General features: G+C 58.7%; 16 protein-coding genes. 6 read left to right on the top strand and 10 right to left on the bottom strand.

Annotated features, from left to right (window positions below; translation table 11 throughout):
* Positions 1-191 precede the first annotated feature (191 nt).
* A complete protein-coding gene (locus tag M9827_RS05840; RefSeq protein ID WP_250604128.1) occupies positions 192-1,265 on the bottom strand; it encodes an AI-2E family transporter in 1,074 nt (357 codons plus the stop codon).
* Between the two features lie 34 nt (positions 1,266-1,299).
* Positions 1,300-2,343: a DUF2066 domain-containing protein gene (locus M9827_RS05835; RefSeq protein WP_250604126.1), complete on the bottom strand. Its 1,044-nt coding sequence runs from the start codon at positions 2,341-2,343 to the stop codon at positions 1,300-1,302.
* 373 nt (positions 2,344-2,716) lie between these two features.
* Between M9827_RS05835 and purM the strand changes: the two genes are divergently transcribed.
* From purM to M9827_RS05820, 3 genes are read left to right on the top strand one after another with little or no spacing between them, the layout of a single operon-like run.
* Complete coding sequence (gene purM / locus M9827_RS05830) at positions 2,717-3,775, top strand: phosphoribosylformylglycinamidine cyclo-ligase (protein WP_034156237.1); 1,059 nt, start codon at positions 2,717-2,719, stop codon at positions 3,773-3,775.
* Complete coding sequence (gene purN / locus M9827_RS05825) at positions 3,775-4,425, top strand: phosphoribosylglycinamide formyltransferase (RefSeq protein ID WP_095119952.1); 651 nt, start codon at positions 3,775-3,777, stop codon at positions 4,423-4,425. The genes purM and purN overlap by 1 nt, the downstream gene beginning before the upstream one ends.
* 8 nt (positions 4,426-4,433) lie before the next feature.
* Positions 4,434-5,147 carry a DUF3108 domain-containing protein gene (locus M9827_RS05820; protein WP_095114118.1) on the top strand — a complete coding sequence of 238 codons (714 nt, stop codon included), beginning with the start codon at positions 4,434-4,436 and terminating at the stop codon, positions 5,145-5,147.
* A gap of 274 nt (positions 5,148-5,421) precedes the next feature.
* Here the strand turns inward: M9827_RS05820 and M9827_RS05815 are convergent, their stop codons facing one another.
* A complete protein-coding gene (locus tag M9827_RS05815; RefSeq protein WP_250604124.1) occupies positions 5,422-7,047 on the bottom strand; it encodes a methyl-accepting chemotaxis protein in 1,626 nt (541 codons plus the stop codon).
* Between the two features lie 130 nt (positions 7,048-7,177).
* Entirely contained in the window at positions 7,178-8,233 is a 1,056-nt protein-coding gene (locus M9827_RS05810) for an amidohydrolase family protein (RefSeq protein ID WP_250604122.1), read from the bottom strand.
* Positions 8,234-8,362: 129 nt separating this feature from the next.
* On the opposite strand from M9827_RS05810, the gene M9827_RS05805 reads away from it, so the two are divergent.
* Positions 8,363-8,779, top strand: a complete 417-nt coding sequence (locus M9827_RS05805; protein WP_007919858.1) for an OsmC family protein — start codon at positions 8,363-8,365, stop codon at positions 8,777-8,779.
* Positions 8,780-8,840: 61 nt separating this feature from the next.
* A complete protein-coding gene (locus tag M9827_RS05800; RefSeq protein WP_250604120.1) occupies positions 8,841-9,707 on the top strand; it encodes a pirin family protein in 867 nt (288 codons plus the stop codon).
* A 226-nt stretch (positions 9,708-9,933) separates the two neighbouring features.
* Here M9827_RS05800 and M9827_RS05795 read toward each other — a convergent pair whose 3' ends face one another.
* The 4 genes from M9827_RS05795 to M9827_RS05780 all read right to left on the bottom strand — a co-directional run bounded on the left by M9827_RS05795 (position 9,934) and on the right by M9827_RS05780 (position 13,643).
* Positions 9,934-10,662: a dienelactone hydrolase family protein gene (locus M9827_RS05795; RefSeq protein ID WP_250604117.1), complete on the bottom strand. Its 729-nt coding sequence runs from the start codon at positions 10,660-10,662 to the stop codon at positions 9,934-9,936.
* 68 nt (positions 10,663-10,730) lie between these two features.
* On the bottom strand, positions 10,731-12,635 hold the full coding sequence (gene htpG / locus M9827_RS05790; protein ID WP_250604115.1) for a molecular chaperone HtpG: 1,905 nt from the start codon (positions 12,633-12,635) through the stop codon (positions 10,731-10,733).
* Between the two features lie 82 nt (positions 12,636-12,717).
* Positions 12,718-13,170 carry a PaaI family thioesterase gene (locus tag M9827_RS05785; protein ID WP_123449649.1) on the bottom strand — a complete coding sequence of 151 codons (453 nt, stop codon included), beginning with the start codon at positions 13,168-13,170 and terminating at the stop codon, positions 12,718-12,720.
* On the bottom strand, positions 13,167-13,643 hold the full coding sequence (locus tag M9827_RS05780) for a PaaI family thioesterase (RefSeq protein ID WP_250604113.1): 477 nt from the start codon (positions 13,641-13,643) through the stop codon (positions 13,167-13,169). Before M9827_RS05780 ends, M9827_RS05785 begins: the two co-directional genes overlap by 4 nt.
* Before the next feature lie 158 nt (positions 13,644-13,801).
* On the opposite strand from M9827_RS05780, the gene M9827_RS05775 reads away from it, so the two are divergent.
* Positions 13,802-14,038, top strand: a complete 237-nt coding sequence (locus M9827_RS05775) for a hypothetical protein (RefSeq protein ID WP_007959016.1) — start codon at positions 13,802-13,804, stop codon at positions 14,036-14,038.
* Between the two features lie 77 nt (positions 14,039-14,115).
* Here the strand turns inward: M9827_RS05775 and M9827_RS05770 are convergent, their stop codons facing one another.
* Together M9827_RS05770 and M9827_RS05765 are read right to left on the bottom strand one after the other, a co-directional pair.
* A complete protein-coding gene (locus M9827_RS05770) occupies positions 14,116-14,517 on the bottom strand; it encodes an MAPEG family protein (RefSeq protein ID WP_095119944.1) in 402 nt (133 codons plus the stop codon).
* Positions 14,517-15,254, bottom strand: a complete 738-nt coding sequence (locus tag M9827_RS05765; RefSeq protein WP_095119943.1) for a DUF599 domain-containing protein — start codon at positions 15,252-15,254, stop codon at positions 14,517-14,519. Before M9827_RS05765 ends, M9827_RS05770 begins: the two co-directional genes overlap by 1 nt.
* Positions 15,255-15,442 lie beyond the last annotated feature (188 nt).

The following is a 15,442-nucleotide window of genomic DNA, read 5'->3' as shown; positions in this document are numbered from 1 at the left end:
CTCAAGGAACCGTTAGTGGCCTCTGTGTAAAGTTTGCGAAGTTTATACCCGTGAAGCTGAGCGCACAATGCGACAGAGTCCAAGCAAAATCAAAGGTTTGCGTTAACACGCTGGTTTTATGACAGATTCTTTGGCGCCAGCACCTGCAGGACATGGGCCAACCCGGCTATTCGCCGGGCCGCCCTGCGCCACTACAGCTGCGGATCGTCAACGCCACTATAGATGTCGGAGTCCTTGTACAAGTCATGCACATGGCGCACCAGCACCATGATCACCGCGGCCACCGGCAACGCCAGCAGCACACCGGTGAAACCGAACAACTCGCCGCCAGCCAGAATCGCGAAGATCACCGCCACCGGGTGCAGACCGATACGATCGCCCACCAGCAACGGCGTCAACACCATGCCCTCAAGCGCCTGACCGACCATGAACACGGCGACAATGCCGACCATCGGGTACAGATCACCACCGAACTGGAACAACCCGGCAATCAGCGCTGCGCCAATGCCGATCACGAAGCCCATGTACGGCACGATCGCCGCCAGCCCCGCGATCAGACCGATCAACAGCCCCAGCTCGAGGCCGACAATCATCAGACCCGCCGCGTAAATCACGCCCAGCGCCAGCATCACCAACAACTGACCGCGAACGAACGCGCCCAGCACTTCATGGCATTCGCCGGCCAGCGCGACCACACGTTCTTCGCGATCACGCGGCAGCAGGCTGCGGATCTTGGCCATCATCACGTCCCAGTCGCGCAGCAGGTAGAAACTCACCACCGGGATCAGTACCAGATTGGCCAGCCAGCCGATCAACGCCAGACTGGAGGCCGTTGCCTGACTCAGCACCACGCCGACGATGTCGGTGGTCTGGCCCATGTGCTCGCTGATTGCGGCCTTGACCTTGTCGAACTTCCAGAAACCGTCCGACAGCCCCAGCTTCGACTGCGCCCACGGCACTGCCGTGTGCTGCAACCAGTCAAGCATCTGCGGTGCCAGTTCGTACAGTCGCAGCAACTGCTTGGCGAGCATCGGCACCAGCACCAGCATCAGCGCCGTGACGATCAGGGTGAACAGGGCAAACACCGCGATCACGCCCCAGGTGCGCGACAAACCAAGCCGTTCCAGGCGATCCACCAGTGGATCGAACAGATACGCCAGCAGCAGCGCCACCAGAAACGGCGTGAGGATCGGATGCAGCAACCAGACAAACGCGCAAAGCAGGATTACCCCACCGAGCCAGAACCAACGCCGAGTATCGGCCATGTACCACTCCTGCTTCTTCTATATAAGGAAAGACCTACCAGCGAAACCGCAGCGCCGGGGCCGGTGCGGCGACAGGCGCTGCCCCCACCACCCCAGGCTGCGGCGCTGCCACCGGAGCAGGCGTTTCGGCCGGCAACTCCTGCAACTTCGCCAGCGACAACTGCGCACGCATCTGGTCGGCACTGCCATTGACCCGATAAACGATGCGATCGCCATCAACACTTTGCAGACGCACGCCAAACGGTTCGAGTAACCGCAACAGCGCCGCGTAATGCTCCAGAGTCATGCCCTGCACTTCCAGGGTCTGCTGGCCCGAAGCACCGGGCTTGGCCACAAAACGTGGCGCCAGCCGCTCAGCCACCGCCAGCATCACCGCATCAGCGACTGCAGCCTGATCGACGCCCTGCACGCTGCCCGCCTCTTTCTGGTCGCCCAGCCACAAATGCCACTTGGCTTGCCACTGCCCACCTTCTTCGCGGGCATGCACCGCCAGCAAGGCGTCAGCGTTGTAGCGTTCAGAGGCGCCACGCAACGGTGCCGGATCCGTGCCTTCCAGCGCTGGCGCCGTGGCAACCAATTGCTCGCTCAAGTCCGCCAACGGCAAACGCAATGGCAAGCCGCGATGTTGAGCGGCCGTGCGTAAAGGCGCGGCAGCGGCCTGACCGTCACCGACCAGACTTGAGCCTTCAGTCGAATCGTTCAGCCACCAGCTCAGAATCGACGGGCGACTGGCGCCCCACACCGACAACCCGGCCCGACGCAGCGCCTGCTCGGTGGTCGCCGGATCGAAATCGACCTTGAGCACCTCCGGCGGCCCGGCATCGAAACCGAACTGACTGATGATTTGCTGCGGATCCTTGCGAATCGCCGCCAGCCCCGGATTCTGCGGGGCTTTCGGGTCGCCGGTAAGGCGCAACACCAGCGTATCGAGCGCCGCTTGCGTGGCGCGATCACGCTCTTCCGGTGCCTGGCCATTGACCGGCTCACGTACCTGATAAAGGCCTTTGAGGTTTTCGGCGTGACTCGCCAGGCTGATGAGAGACAAACAACCCACAAACAACAATTTACAAAAACGCATGGAGAATTCCCGTCGACAGGAGCGGCTGGAACAGGCCGCGTGAACCGGTTAAGCAAGGCTGTGACAATCTGCCATCGCAAAACATTCACACGGCAGCGGTAAGTTTTTGCACAGTGATAACGATAGACGGTTAATCGCCCCACCTTATACAGGCGTTCATACGGCTCAATTGCAAAAAATTTCCGTGGATATGGCTCTGCCCGTCGGTGCGAGGATGGCCGCTGCCCCTCAAGCCTGATAAAATCGCGCGCCTTCGCAGACCGGCAACAGCCGGGCACCTCGAAACTCGCGTGAGGCCATCGCCCCCTCGATTTCGAAGTTCCCGCTGAACTCGGTCGTTACCCCTGAATCCCCTCCCCTAAAGGCCTGGATCATGAGCAAGCAACCCTCCCTGAGCTACAAGGACGCCGGTGTAGACATCGACGCCGGTGAAGCATTGGTCGAACGCATCAAGAGCGTCGCCAAGCGCACTGCGCGCCCGGAAGTCATGGGCGGCCTGGGCGGTTTCGGCGCCCTCTGCGAAATCCCGGCCGGCTACAAGCAGCCTGTGCTGGTGTCCGGCACCGACGGCGTCGGCACCAAACTGCGTCTGGCGCTGAACCTGAACAAGCACGACAGCATCGGCATCGACCTGGTTGCCATGTGCGTGAACGACCTCGTGGTTTGCGGCGCTGAGCCACTGTTCTTCCTCGACTACTACGCCACCGGCAAACTCAATGTCGACACCGCTGCCCAGGTGGTAACCGGCATCGGCGCTGGCTGCGAACTGTCGGGTTGCTCGCTGGTTGGCGGCGAAACTGCTGAAATGCCTGGCATGTACGAAGGCGAAGACTACGACCTGGCCGGCTTCTGCGTCGGCGTCGTGGAAAAATCGGAAATCATCGACGGCTCGAAAGTGGCCACCGGTGACGCCTTGATCGCCCTGCCATCGTCCGGCCCGCACTCCAACGGCTACTCGCTGATCCGCAAGATCATCGAAGTCTCCGGCGCTGACATCGAAAACACTCAGCTCGACGGCAAACCGCTGACCGATCTGCTGATGGCCCCGACCCGCATCTACGTGAAGCCGTTGCTCAAGCTGATCAAAGACACCGGCGCCGTCAAAGCCATGGCCCACATCACCGGTGGTGGCCTGCTCGACAACATCCCGCGCGTTCTGCCAAAAGGCGCACAGGCCGTGGTTGACGTAGCTAGCTGGACTCGCCCTGCCGTGTTCGACTGGCTGCAAGAAAAAGGCAACGTTGACGAGACCGAGATGCACCGCGTGCTGAACTGCGGCGTTGGCATGGTTATCTGCGTAGCTCAGGAACACGTAGAAGTTGCACTGAACACCCTGCGTGACGCCGGCGAACAGCCTTGGGTCATCGGTCAGATCGCTGCCGCTGCCGAAGGCGCTGCTCAGGTTGATCTGCAGAACCTTAAGGCTCATTAATGTCCGCAACCTGTGATGTCGTGGTGCTGTTGTCCGGCACCGGCAGTAACTTGCAGGCTCTGATCGACAGCACGCGGACCGGCGATAGCCCGGTCCGCATCGCTGCAGTGATTTCCAATCGCGCCGACGCCTACGGCCTGCAACGCGCCAGCGACGCGGGTATCGCCACCCGCTCGCTGGATCACAAGGCATTCGAAGGTCGCGAGGCCTTCGATGCTGCCCTGATCGAACTGATCGACGAATTCAATCCGAAACTCGTGGTGCTGGCCGGTTTCATGCGCATTCTCAGCGCTGATTTCGTTCGCCACTACCAAGGTCGCCTGCTCAACATCCACCCGTCGCTGCTGCCCAAATACAAAGGGTTACACACTCATCAGCGCGCGCTGGAGGCCGGCGACACTGAGCACGGCTGCTCCGTGCACTTCGTCACCGAGGAACTCGATGGCGGACCACTGGTCGTACAGGCAGTATTACCGGTAGAGTTGCACGACACGCCGCAGAGTCTCGCGCAGCGAGTCCACGTTCAGGAACACCTGATCTACCCGATGGCAGTACGCTGGTTTGCCGAAGGCAGGCTGGCACTCGGTGAACACGGTGCTTTACTGGACGGCCAGTTACTCGCGGCCAGCGGCCACTTGATTCGAAACTAGGAGATATTATGCGTCGCGCCCTGCTCTTCGCTTGCGCTCTGCTCGCCCTGCCCTTCGCGCAGGCAGCCGAACTTCAACCGTTCTCCGCCAGCTACACCGCCGACTGGAAGCAGTTGCCTATGAGCGGCACCGCCGAGCGCAGTCTGGTCAAGGAAGCCAACGGCGTCTGGAAGCTCAGCTTCAAGGCCTCGATGATGATCGCCAGCCTGACTGAAGAAAGCACCCTGACCCTGGACAAGGACACCCTGCTGCCGCAGTCCTACCACTTTGAACGTGGCGGTCTGGGCAAAGCGAAAAAGGCTGATCTGGATTTCGACTGGAACAGCAAAATGGTCACCGGCACCGACCGTGGCGACGCGGTGAAAATCCCGCTGAACCGCGGCATGGTCGACAAGTCCACCTACCAACTGGCGCTGCAGCATGATGTCGCTGCCGGCAAGAAGACCATGAGCTATCAAGTGGTCGATGACGGTGAAGTCGATACCTATGACTTCCGCGTGCTCGGTTCGGAAAAAGTCGAAACCAAGGCCGGCCAGATCGATGCGATCAAGGTCGAGCGCGTACGCGATCCGACACAAAGCAAGCGCATCACCGTCCTCTGGTTCGCCAAGGATTGGGATTACCTGCTGGTTCGTCTGCAACAGGTTGAAACCGACGGCAAGGAGTACAACATCATGCTCCAGGACGGCACGGTCAACGGCAAAACCGTTAAAGGCAGCTGATCCACCGCTACAGCAAAGAGCCCCGCGAAATGCGGGGCTTTTTTTCGTCTGCGTTTAACCCGGCTTTTTGTGCCACCTTCGCCCCTCACCCCAGCCCTCTCCCTAGTGAGAGGGAGCCGACCGAGATGTCTGACCAGCTACATCGACCTGCAAGACCCAGTCGATTACGGATTCTCCAAAGCAAGATCAGGTCGGCGTAATTCTCTAATCTCCCACGGTCAGTCCCCTCTCCCCTTGGGAGAGGGCTAGGGTGAGGGGCTTTTGAAGGCAAGCCTCAAACCGAAAACTTCGCCACCATGCTGTTCAAATCCACCGCCAGCCGCGACAACTCCTGACTCGCCGCACTCGTCTGATTGGCCCCCGTCGAGGTCTGCATCGCCAGATCACGAATATTCATCAGATTGCGATCCACCTCCCGCGCCACCGCCGCCTGCTCTTCCGAGGCACTGGCGATCACCAGATTGCGCTCATTGATCAGCGTGAACGCCGAGGCGATCTCTTCAAGCGCAGTCCCGGCGGCCTTGGCCAACTCGAGCGTCGAACGCGCACGCACATTGCTTTGCTGCATCGAATTGACCGCCGAATCGGTGCCCTGTTGGATGCCGCCGATCATCTGTTCAATCTCTTGCGTCGACTGCTGGGTACGATGCGCCAAGGCCCGCACCTCATCGGCCACTACCGCGAATCCGCGTCCGGCATCACCGGCCCGCGCGGCTTCAATCGCGGCGTTCAAAGCGAGCAGATTGGTCTGCTCGGCAATCGAACGAATCACGTCCAGTACCTTGCTGATGCCATGAACCTTCTGCGCCAGATCTTCGACCTGCGATGCATTGTTGGTCACGTCTTCGGCGAGGAACTCAATCGACGAAACGGTTTGCTGCACTTGTTCGCGACCATGCTGGGCGATGCGGTCGGATTCACGCGACGCCTCCGAGGTCGCCACTGCATTGCTGGCCACCTCCTCCACCGCCGCCGTCATCTGATTGACCGCCGTGGCGGCTTGCTCGATTTCCAGGCTCTGCTGGTGCAACCCGCGGGTAGCGTCTTCCGTGACGCAACTCAGCTCCTCCGAGGCCGAGGCCAATTGGCTGGAGGACTCCGAGATTTGCCGAATCGTATCGCGCAAGTTGTGCTGCATGCTCTTGAGCGCCTGAAGCAGCCGCGCCGGTTCGTCCTTGCCGCTGATGCTGATATCACCGGTCAGATCACCACCGGCCACCACCTCGGCTACGCCCAACGACTGCGCCAGCGGCAACACGATGCTGCGCGTCAGCAATAGGGCGAGGCCGATGGTGATCAGCGCGGTCACGCCGATCATCACCCCGACCCACACCCGCGAATTGATAAACACCAGTCGCGCCGCTTCTGTGGCGAGATTGGCGTTGTGTTTATTCAGCTCGACCAGTTCGCGCAGGATGACCGCGATTTCATCGGCCAACGGACTCATCTGGCCGTTGAGAATGGTCGCAGCCTCTTCCACCCGATTCTGCGCCGACAACTGCATGACTTGCGCCTGAAACTCCAGATACTGGTGCTCGGCGACTTTGAAGCGATCAAACAACTTGCGCTCTTCTGGTAATACGATCAGCACGTCATAACGCTGCTGGGCCTCACTCAGCACACCGCGCACGTCATTGAGCTTGGCGATATTCTGCTCCAGCGCCTGCGGATCACGATTGAGCAACAGGCGCATGGTCAACGCGCGCAGGCGCAGCATGTCCTGACTCATCTCGCCGACGGCCATCACACTCGGTAGCCAGTTGTTATCGACCTCATCGGACTGCGCGCGCATGTTCGACATTTGTAGCAGGGCGAACGCGCCGAGGGCAAACACCATCAACGCCAACAAACCAAACCCCAGGCCGGCGCGCGGGGCAATATTGAGACTACGGATACTCATTGCTCTGGTTCCTTCCAAAAGCGCTGCATCGACCCTGCAGCTGGTTGCTCTAGAAGGTATCGGCCCGGCGAAAATTTGCGTAAGACGAAAAGGCGATATCAAAAGGCCTTGATCGTTCGAACCGTTGGCATTAACGATTCCGCGTACTTTTGCCGGACTTGAGCCCCGTTCGCGGCAAGATCGCCAGGAAGTTATCCCGAGCGACTTTTTTCGCAACGCCTTCAGGCAAGGCGTCGAGGAATGGCTTAAAGCTGTGCATTTCCTCACCGAGCTTGTTGAAGCGTCCGACCACATCCGAGCCGAGCATGAAGCGTTCCGGGTATTTCTCCACCAGCGCCAGCCACTCCGCGCGCGGCGTACCCTGCTCGTCCAGCAGATAAGGCGTGAGCATGCTCCAGGACAGGTCGATAAACAGGTTGGGATACGCCTCAAGCATGCGCGTTAGGGTGGGCAGCAAGAAACTCAGTTGCGTCTGATGCCGATGGATTTCAGCGCTGGTACCGGCATGAGCCCAGATGAATCGCGTGTGCGGATGATTACGCAGCGGCTCTTCGATTTCCTTCAGGTACAGCGGATTTTTCTCACGCTTGGAGGTGATGTTCGAATGCAGCATCACCGGCAGATCATTCTCGGCCGCCAAGTGATAAATCTTGGTCATCGCTTCGTTATTGGCCCGTGGCGTGTCGCCGGACGTCAGCGCAGTGAGGTCGTCATGCCGGGTGAACACCTCGCCGATGCCCTGCCACAGCCCCGGGTACAGGTCGAGCATGCGCTGGATGTGTGCGGCGGAGTTCTTGTCGTTGGGATTGAAGCCCGACAGGAACGGATGAAAGTACGGGCGCTGCTCGGGCGAAAGCCTTTGTACGGCATCAGCGACGATCACGTCAGTGGCGCTATACCAATAAGCGTCGGCGTCGTCGCCGGCGTAATAACGCGGACGCTTGGGTTCGTCTTCGTGCCATTTCTTCGCTACCGGGATACCGGAAATCATCACGTGTTCGACAGAACCGTCCTTCATCGCCGCCAGCAGTTTCGCCATGCCTGCGCTTTCCTGGAAAAAATCCACGTAATGCAGGTGCGCATCGCTGTAGGTGTATTCGCGGGCGCTGACATTGCCGGCAAGCAGCAGAAGGCAGGCGAGACTCAAACGATACAGGGACACAAGTAATCTCCGAGAAGTAGGCATAGCCTAGACCCCGCCCTGACGACAAGGGTTCATCCCGCAGGAAAGTGGAACGCGTGCCGGTGGGAATGCTCTATAACTGCAAGGTCTTTTTTGATCGAAACGACTTTTCCTACTGCCTGTGAGGTTCCCATGACTGTTACCGTCAATACCGTCTCCGCTGAAGGTTTTCGTCACACCGTACAGATTGATGACCACGAACTGTTTGCCGACGTGCCGAAATCCGCCGGCGGCGAAGGCTCCGCCCCTGAGCCACACGACTACTTCGATGCCGCCCTTGGCGCCTGCAAAGCGCTGACCCTGAAGATGTACGCGAAGAAGAAAGACATCCCGCTGACCGGCGTCGGGGTCGACGTCAAACGCGATAACAGCGAAGAACAAAAAGGCAAATACGTGCTGCACGTCACCCTCACCCTCAAAGGTGTACTCACCGATGCCCAGCGTGAGGAACTGCTGCGCGTCGCCGACCGCTGCCCGATTCACAAACTGATGACCACGACCGACGTCAGCATCGAAACCCACGCCCCGCAAGGCTTCGATAGCCAGTAATCCTCCTCACGCCAGCGGCGGGTTATGCTTCTGGCATCACCCGCTCAGCCTGGAATGCACCATGGACACGCAACCTCTGATCATCCGCCCGCGCGCCGAAGACGTCGAAGGCCAGCCGATTCTGCGTCCGCTGCCGTCAGCCAAATGCCGCAGTGTCGGGCCTTTCGTGTTTTTTGATCACATGCTCGAGACGGTTTATCCGACGGGCAAAGGCATGAACATCCGACAGCACCCACACATCGGTCTGTCGACGCTCACCTATCTGTTTGAGGGGCAGATCCAGCACAAGGACAGCCTTGGCTCGGACCAGGTGGTCTGCGCCGGCGATGTCAGCTGGATGACCGCTGGCAGCGCGATTGCCCACGTTGAACGCACGCCTGAGCCGTTGTGGGACCAAAGCTTCACGATGCACGGCTTGCAGATCTGGCTGGCGTCGCCCAAGGATCACGAGCAAGGCCCGGGGCATTACAGCCACCACCCGGCAGCAACCTTGCCGGTGAGCGATAACCTTGGCGTACAGATTCGGATGATTGCCGGGTCAGGCTTTTGCCTGGAATCGCCGGTGCCGGTGCTTTCTCCTACGCTGTATGCGGAAGTGAAGATGCAAACGGCGACCACTCTGCTGATTCCGACCGAGCATGAAGAGCGGGCGTTGTATGTGTTGAGTGGCGATGCGCAGCTGAATGGCGAAACCATTGAAACGCATGCGCTGGTGGTGTTGCCGGCCGGGGAAGAAATGAGCCTGTTTGCCGAAAGCGATGTGCACGCGGTGGTGTTCGGCGGCGCGCCCTTGGACGGGCCTCGGCGGATCAACTGGAATTTTGTGGCGAGCGATCCGGCGGCGATCGATGAAGCGCGGCGCAAATGGGCGGCCGGGGACTGGCCGACGGTGCCGGGGGAAGTTGAGCGGATCGAGTTGCCGCGCTGAAAAGCTACCCTCCAGCCCTCTCCCGGAGGGAGAGGGGCCGACCGAGGTGTCTTAAGTCATACACCGACCTGAAATATAGCGTCGATTAGGGGGTCAGCTAAACACAGCAGACGATTTCGGATTCACATAAGCATTTTCAGGTCGGCGGACCTCTGAAATATCCCCCAATCAGTCCCCTCTCCCTCCGGGAGAGGGTTAGGGTGAGGGGCTTTTCGCTCTTCGCTTTTCAGCCCTTGAACACTTCATCCAGCAAATCATGCATCGACTTGAAGGCACGCTTGGCGGTCTTCGCGTCGTACATCATCTTGCCCGGTACATTGGCATGCGGATCAGTAAACGAGTGCACCGCACCGCCGTAGCTGAGCAACTGCCAATCCACCTTCGCCGCGTTCATCTCGTCTTCAAACGCCGGCAATTGCTCTTTCGGCACCAACGGATCGGCAGCGCCGTGCAGTACCAGCACCGAACCTTTGATGTTCTGCGCGTCGGCAGGATTCGGCGAATCCAGCGTGCCGTGGAACGATACCGCCGCCTTCACCGGCGCACCGGTGCGCGCCAGATCCAACGCACAGCAACCGCCGAAGCAGAAACCGAACACCGCCAGCTTCGACGTATCGACCGCCGCTTCGCCCTGCTTCTGCAATTGCTCGAACGCCGCTTGCATACGCTTGCGCAGGAGCGCGCGATCATCCTTCAGTGGCATCATCGCGGCACCCGCCTGATCAGCGTTTTGTGGACGCACAGCCTGGCCGTAAACGTCAGCAATCAACACCACGTAGCCCTTGGCCGCAACCGACCTGGCGATCTCTTCGGCACCGGCGCTGACGCCCATCCAGTTCGGCGCCATCAACAAACCCGGACGCGCGTCTTTGTGCTCGGCGTCGAACGCCAGACGACCTTCATAAGGCTGGCCGTCGATCTGATAGACCACGGAACGTACAGTGACTTGGCTCATTTCTGACTCCTGATTGGTTAAACACCAGAATGAAAAAACCCGCCGAAGCGGGTTTTTCAACAGCTTGGTTAAACCGACAGTTCAACCAACAGCTTGTTCAGACGGGTCACGTAAGCGGCCGGGTCTTTCAAGCTTTCGCCAGCCGCGAGGGCGGCCTGATCGAAGAGGATGTGCGACAGGTCGCCAAAACGCCCTTCGTTCTGCTCGCCGTCGAGTTTCTCGATCAGCGGGTGGCTTGGGTTGAATTCGAAGATCGGCTTCGAGTCCGGCACTTTCTGCCCACTGGCTTCGAGGATCTGACGCATTTGCAGACCCAGATCCTGCTCGCCAATGGCCAGGATGGCCGGCGAATCAGTCAGACGATGGGATACGCGGACTTCAGCCACGGAATCGCCCAGCGCGGTTTTCAGACGCTCAACCAGACCTTCTTTGGACTTGGCGACCTCTTCTGCGGCTTTCTTGTCCTCTTCCGAGTCCAGGTTGCCCAGATCGAGATCACCACGTGCCACGTCAACGAAAGTCTTGCCGTCGAATTCGCTGAGGTAGCTCATCAGCCACTCGTCGATGCGATCCGTCAGCAGCAGCACTTCGATGCCTTTCTTGCGGAAGACTTCCAGGTGCGGGCTGTTCTTGACCTGCGCGTAGGTTTCGCCGGTGAGGTAGTAGATCTTGTCCTGACCTTCCTTGGCGCGTGCCAGGTAGTCGGCCAGACCGACGATCTGCTCGCCGTCGTCGCCATTGGTCGATGCGAAACGCAGCAGACCGGCAATTTTCTCTTTGTTGGCGAAATCTTCTGCCGGGCCTTCTTTCATGACCTGACCGAAGTTCTTCCAGAAGCCTTTGTATTGCTCAGGCTCGTTTTTCGCCAGTTTTTCCAGCATGTCGAGCACGCGCTTGGTCAGCGCGGTTTTCATCGAATCGATGATCGGGTCTTTCTGCAGGATCTCACGCGACACGTTCAGCGACAGGTCGTTGGAGTCGACCACGCCTTTGATGAAGCGCAGGTACAACGGCAGGAACGACTCGGCCTGATCCATGACGAACACGCGTTGCACATACAGCTTCAGGCCTTTCGGCGCTTCACGCTGGTACAGATCGAACGGCGCGCGGGCCGGCACGTACAGCAGCGAGCTGTACTCAAGCTTGCCTTCAACCTTGTTGTGGCTCCAGGCCAGCGGGTTTTCAAAGTCGTGCGCGATGTGCTTGTAGAACTCCTGGTATTCCTCGTCCTTCACTTCAGTGCGCGGACGGGTCCACAGGGCGCTGGCGCGGTTGACGGTTTCCCATTCAACGGCCGGAGTCTCTTCGCCTTCGGCAGCTGCAGCTTCTTTAGGCAGCTCGATCGGCAACGCGATGTGGTCGGAGTACTTCTTGATGATGTTGCGCAGACGCCAGCCATCGGCGAATTCGTCTTCACCGGATTTCAGGTGCAGAACGATGCGGGTACCGCGCTCTGGCTTGTCGATGGTGGCGACTTCGAACTCGCCCTCGCCTTTCGACGACCAGTGCACGCCTTCGCTGGCCGGAGTGCCGGCACGACGGCTGTACACGTCAACTTTGTCGGCAACGATGAAGGCAGAGTAGAAGCCGACACCGAACTGGCCGATCAGGTGCGAATCCTTCTTCTGATCGCCCGAGAGATTCTTCATGAAATCGGCGGTGCCCGATTTGGCGATGGTGCCCAGGTGGGTGATCACATCGTCACGGTTCATGCCGATACCGTTGTCTTCGAGGGTGACGGTCTTGGCGTCCTTGTCGAAGCTCACACGGATTTTCAGATCAGCGCCGCCCTCAAGCAACTCTGGCTTGGCCAGGGCTTCGAAGCGCAGTTTGTCGACAGCGTCAGAGGCGTTCGAGATCAATTCGCGAAGGAAGATTTCCTTGTTGGAATACAGCGAATGGATCATGAGGTGCAGCAGCTGCTTTACCTCGGTCTGGAAGCCCAGGGTTTCCTTTTGAGTTTCCACACTCATGGTCATCAAACTCCAATCAGATGGCAGTGGCCGCGACCCGAAATGGTCGGCGGCGGGTTGTCTTGTGAGTTTGGGGCGCTGTTCAGGATTTCAAGGGCTCATCGATTTTGAAGTGCGCACGAGCGGTGGCAATCGGTTCGCTTTCGGTGCTTTGCCAGGCGGTGATGGCGACGTTGGCCACGCGACGCCCCTGACGGCACACCTGACATTTGGCCCAGGTATCGCGGAACTGCCCGGCGCGCAGGTAATCGAGGGAGAAGTCGATAATCTTCGGCACCCCTGGTGCGCCAGTGAAAATCAGCAGGTGCAGCGCGGCTGCCAGCTCCATGAACCCGGCAATCACCCCGCCGTGGATCGCTGGCAATAAAGGGTTACCAATGTTGTCCTTGTTAGCCGGCAGCTTGAACAGCAGCTCATCACCGACACGCGAACACTCGATGCCGATCAGCCCGGCGTAGGGAATCAACTTCAGCAACGGCGCGTAATCACCTTGTGCATGGGCCTGCTGCAGTTGCTGCTTGAGATCATCGCTCACTGCCGCTCTCCCTTTATCGCGCCGCCGAAACCTTTGGTGCCTTTGAGACCCTTGCCCATGCGCATAAAGGTGCCGACCACATGTGCGATAGGCTGTTCGGGGTCGTCCTGATAAGCGAAACCACGGGCAAAAATCACATCAGGGGTCACCCGATAGCACTGGGCGAAGCCATACACATCCTTGTTCGGCTCGGCCGCGTGCATGTAGTCGATGCGCAGATCGAGGGTCGGGCAGACCTCGAATTCCGGCAATACGCACAGGGTCGACATCCCGCAGGCCGTGTCCATCAATGAAGTGATCGCACCACCATGGATGACACCGGTTTCCGGATTTCCGACGATTTTCGGGCTGTACGGCAGAATCACCGTGAGCCCTTCGCTGGAGGCGCCGTGCACCTGTAAACCAAGGACCTGGCAGTGTCGCAACGCAGAAAGAAACCGCGTTGCACGCTCAAAAACGGTGTTTTCAGCCATTTGATAATTACTCTCGTTAGAGCCTTTTGCCAGTAGTGAGCAAAACAGCAAAAGTTCCGTATAAAAACAAACTTATATATCTGAAAGAAATGAGGAACTTAACCTGTAGCGCCAGGTTCTTAAGGCCAGTAGTTATTTTCCATAAGGAGAAACACCCCATGCGTAAGACTTTAGCTATTGCCTTGATGTTGACCGCTTCCCTCGGTCTCGCTGCCTGCGATAAAAAATCCGAGGACAAAGCTCAAGATGCAAACCAACATGCTGAACAAGCTCAGCAAGACATGAACAAAGCTCAGGATAAAGTGAACGACGCTGCGAAAGAAAACGCCGAAGCTGCCAAAGCTCAGGCCGAATCTAACGCTGCTGCACAAGAAGAAGCTGCCAAGAAGCAATAATTTGCTTTTTGCTGCAGAAAAAGAAAACCCGCCAAGTGCGGGTTTTCTTTTGCCTGTCATTTAGGGTCGTGCTCGCCTTAGAGCAAGACAGTTCTAAAAGTCGGACTAATCATAAGCAACAGCGAACAGACTAAACCAACTAGCCAGACCAGACTGCGCAGCTTGGGCAGATCGGCCAGATAGAACCACAGGTAGAGGATTCGCGCGATCACGAAGATGATCGCCAATGTATCGATCAGCCAGCCTGCCGTTTGCGTGGTGTGCGCCATCAACACACCGACTGCGAACAAGATGAATGCTTCGATACTGTTCTGGTGAGCCGCCAGCGCCCGCGCGCCGTAGCCGGTCAGTTGCGCCTGTTGCTGTCGCGGCAAGTGGTTGTTGTAACCGCCCTGCTCTTTCATCGCTTTGCCCACCGGCATACGCGCGATATAGATCATCAGTGCACTGATAAACACACACCAGAACGGAATACTCATCAAGCAGCCTCTTTGTTCGCCTCGGGGATGGGCGCCTCTGTAGGGGTATAGACCATTACATCGAGAACGTCGGAATGAAACTCGCGCCGATACAAGACCAATACCACCCCGGCGCTCATCAGCATGAACAGCCACGGGCTGACGAACCAGGCCAGCATGGTCATGCCGAAGTAGTAAGAGCGCAGCCCGAAGTTGAACTGGTTGGCTGCCATCGAAATCACCCGCGCCGCCCGCGCAGCGAAGGCCTTGCGCTCCTGTTCGGAAACATGTCGTTCACCGATCATCGGCGCCGAGCCAACCAGCACGGCCGCGAAGTTGTACTGACGCATGCACCAACTGAAGGTGAAGAACGCGTAGACGAACACCATCGCCAGACACAGCAACTTGATTTCCGACATGCCCTGCGACGCCTGCTGCACCATCGGGATGTCTGCCAGCAACGACACTGCCCGCTCGGACGCGCCAAGCACGGTGAGAATACCGGCGAGGATGATCAGCGTGCTGGAAGCGAAGAATGAGGCATTGCGTTCCAGGTTGCCGATCACACTGGCATCGGCAATGCGGTTGTCGCGCAGCAGCATGCGGCGCATCCAGTCTTCGCGGTACAGGTGCAGCACGCTGGCCAGACACGCTGTATCGCGCCCCTTCCAAGAGGCATAACGGGTATAACCACCCCAGCAGATGACAAACCAGACGGCGGCGAGCAGGTGGATCAGGTTGGCTTGGATGAACGACATGCAATTCCTTGTGAGGTGTGTACACGGCACTGATTACTTGTGGGAGCGAGCCTGCTCGCGAAAGAGTTGTGTCTGCCGCCATCAATGTTGCGTGATACGCCGCTTTCGCGAGCAGGCTCGCTCCCACATTAAGATTTCGGCAACCTTTCGACGTTAGCTCAGGGAAAAAGACACTGCCTGACGCGCAT

This window comes from Pseudomonas sp. AKS31 (assembly GCF_023634765.1).
GTDB lineage: Bacteria > Pseudomonadota > Gammaproteobacteria > Pseudomonadales > Pseudomonadaceae > Aquipseudomonas.
The sequence above is the reverse complement of the archived record's forward strand: the minus strand, read 5'-3'. Positions and strand labels throughout refer to the sequence as shown.

Bases quoted from the DNA above. Each gene is read 5' to 3' on its own strand.
- M9827_RS05815 (WP_250604124.1), bottom strand. From the start codon at position 7,047: ATGAGTATCCGTAGTCTCAATATTGCCCCGCGCGCCGGCCTGGGGTTT.
- M9827_RS05775 (WP_007959016.1), top strand. From the start codon at position 13,802: ATGCGTAAGACTTTAGCTATTGCCTTGATGTTGACCGCTTCCCTCGGT.
- M9827_RS05820 (WP_095114118.1), top strand. From the start codon at position 4,434: ATGCGTCGCGCCCTGCTCTTCGCTTGCGCTCTGCTCGCCCTGCCCTTC.
- M9827_RS05805 (WP_007919858.1), top strand. From the start codon at position 8,363: ATGACTGTTACCGTCAATACCGTCTCCGCTGAAGGTTTTCGTCACACC.
- M9827_RS05795 (WP_250604117.1), bottom strand. From the start codon at position 10,662: ATGAGCCAAGTCACTGTACGTTCCGTGGTCTATCAGATCGACGGCCAG.
- purM (WP_034156237.1), top strand. From the start codon at position 2,717: ATGAGCAAGCAACCCTCCCTGAGCTACAAGGACGCCGGTGTAGACATC.
- htpG (WP_250604115.1), bottom strand. From the start codon at position 12,635: ATGAGTGTGGAAACTCAAAAGGAAACCCTGGGCTTCCAGACCGAGGTA.
- M9827_RS05770 (WP_095119944.1), bottom strand. From the start codon at position 14,517: ATGAGTATTCCGTTCTGGTGTGTGTTTATCAGTGCACTGATGATCTAT.
- purN (WP_095119952.1), top strand. From the start codon at position 3,775: ATGTCCGCAACCTGTGATGTCGTGGTGCTGTTGTCCGGCACCGGCAGT.
- M9827_RS05835 (WP_250604126.1), bottom strand. From the start codon at position 2,343: ATGCGTTTTTGTAAATTGTTGTTTGTGGGTTGTTTGTCTCTCATCAGC.
- M9827_RS05800 (WP_250604120.1), top strand. From the start codon at position 8,841: ATGGACACGCAACCTCTGATCATCCGCCCGCGCGCCGAAGACGTCGAA.
- M9827_RS05765 (WP_095119943.1), bottom strand. From the start codon at position 15,254: ATGTCGTTCATCCAAGCCAACCTGATCCACCTGCTCGCCGCCGTCTGG.
- M9827_RS05810 (WP_250604122.1), bottom strand. From the start codon at position 8,233: ATGCCTACTTCTCGGAGATTACTTGTGTCCCTGTATCGTTTGAGTCTC.
- M9827_RS05840 (WP_250604128.1), bottom strand. From the start codon at position 1,265: ATGGCCGATACTCGGCGTTGGTTCTGGCTCGGTGGGGTAATCCTGCTT.
- M9827_RS05780 (WP_250604113.1), bottom strand. From the start codon at position 13,643: ATGGCTGAAAACACCGTTTTTGAGCGTGCAACGCGGTTTCTTTCTGCG.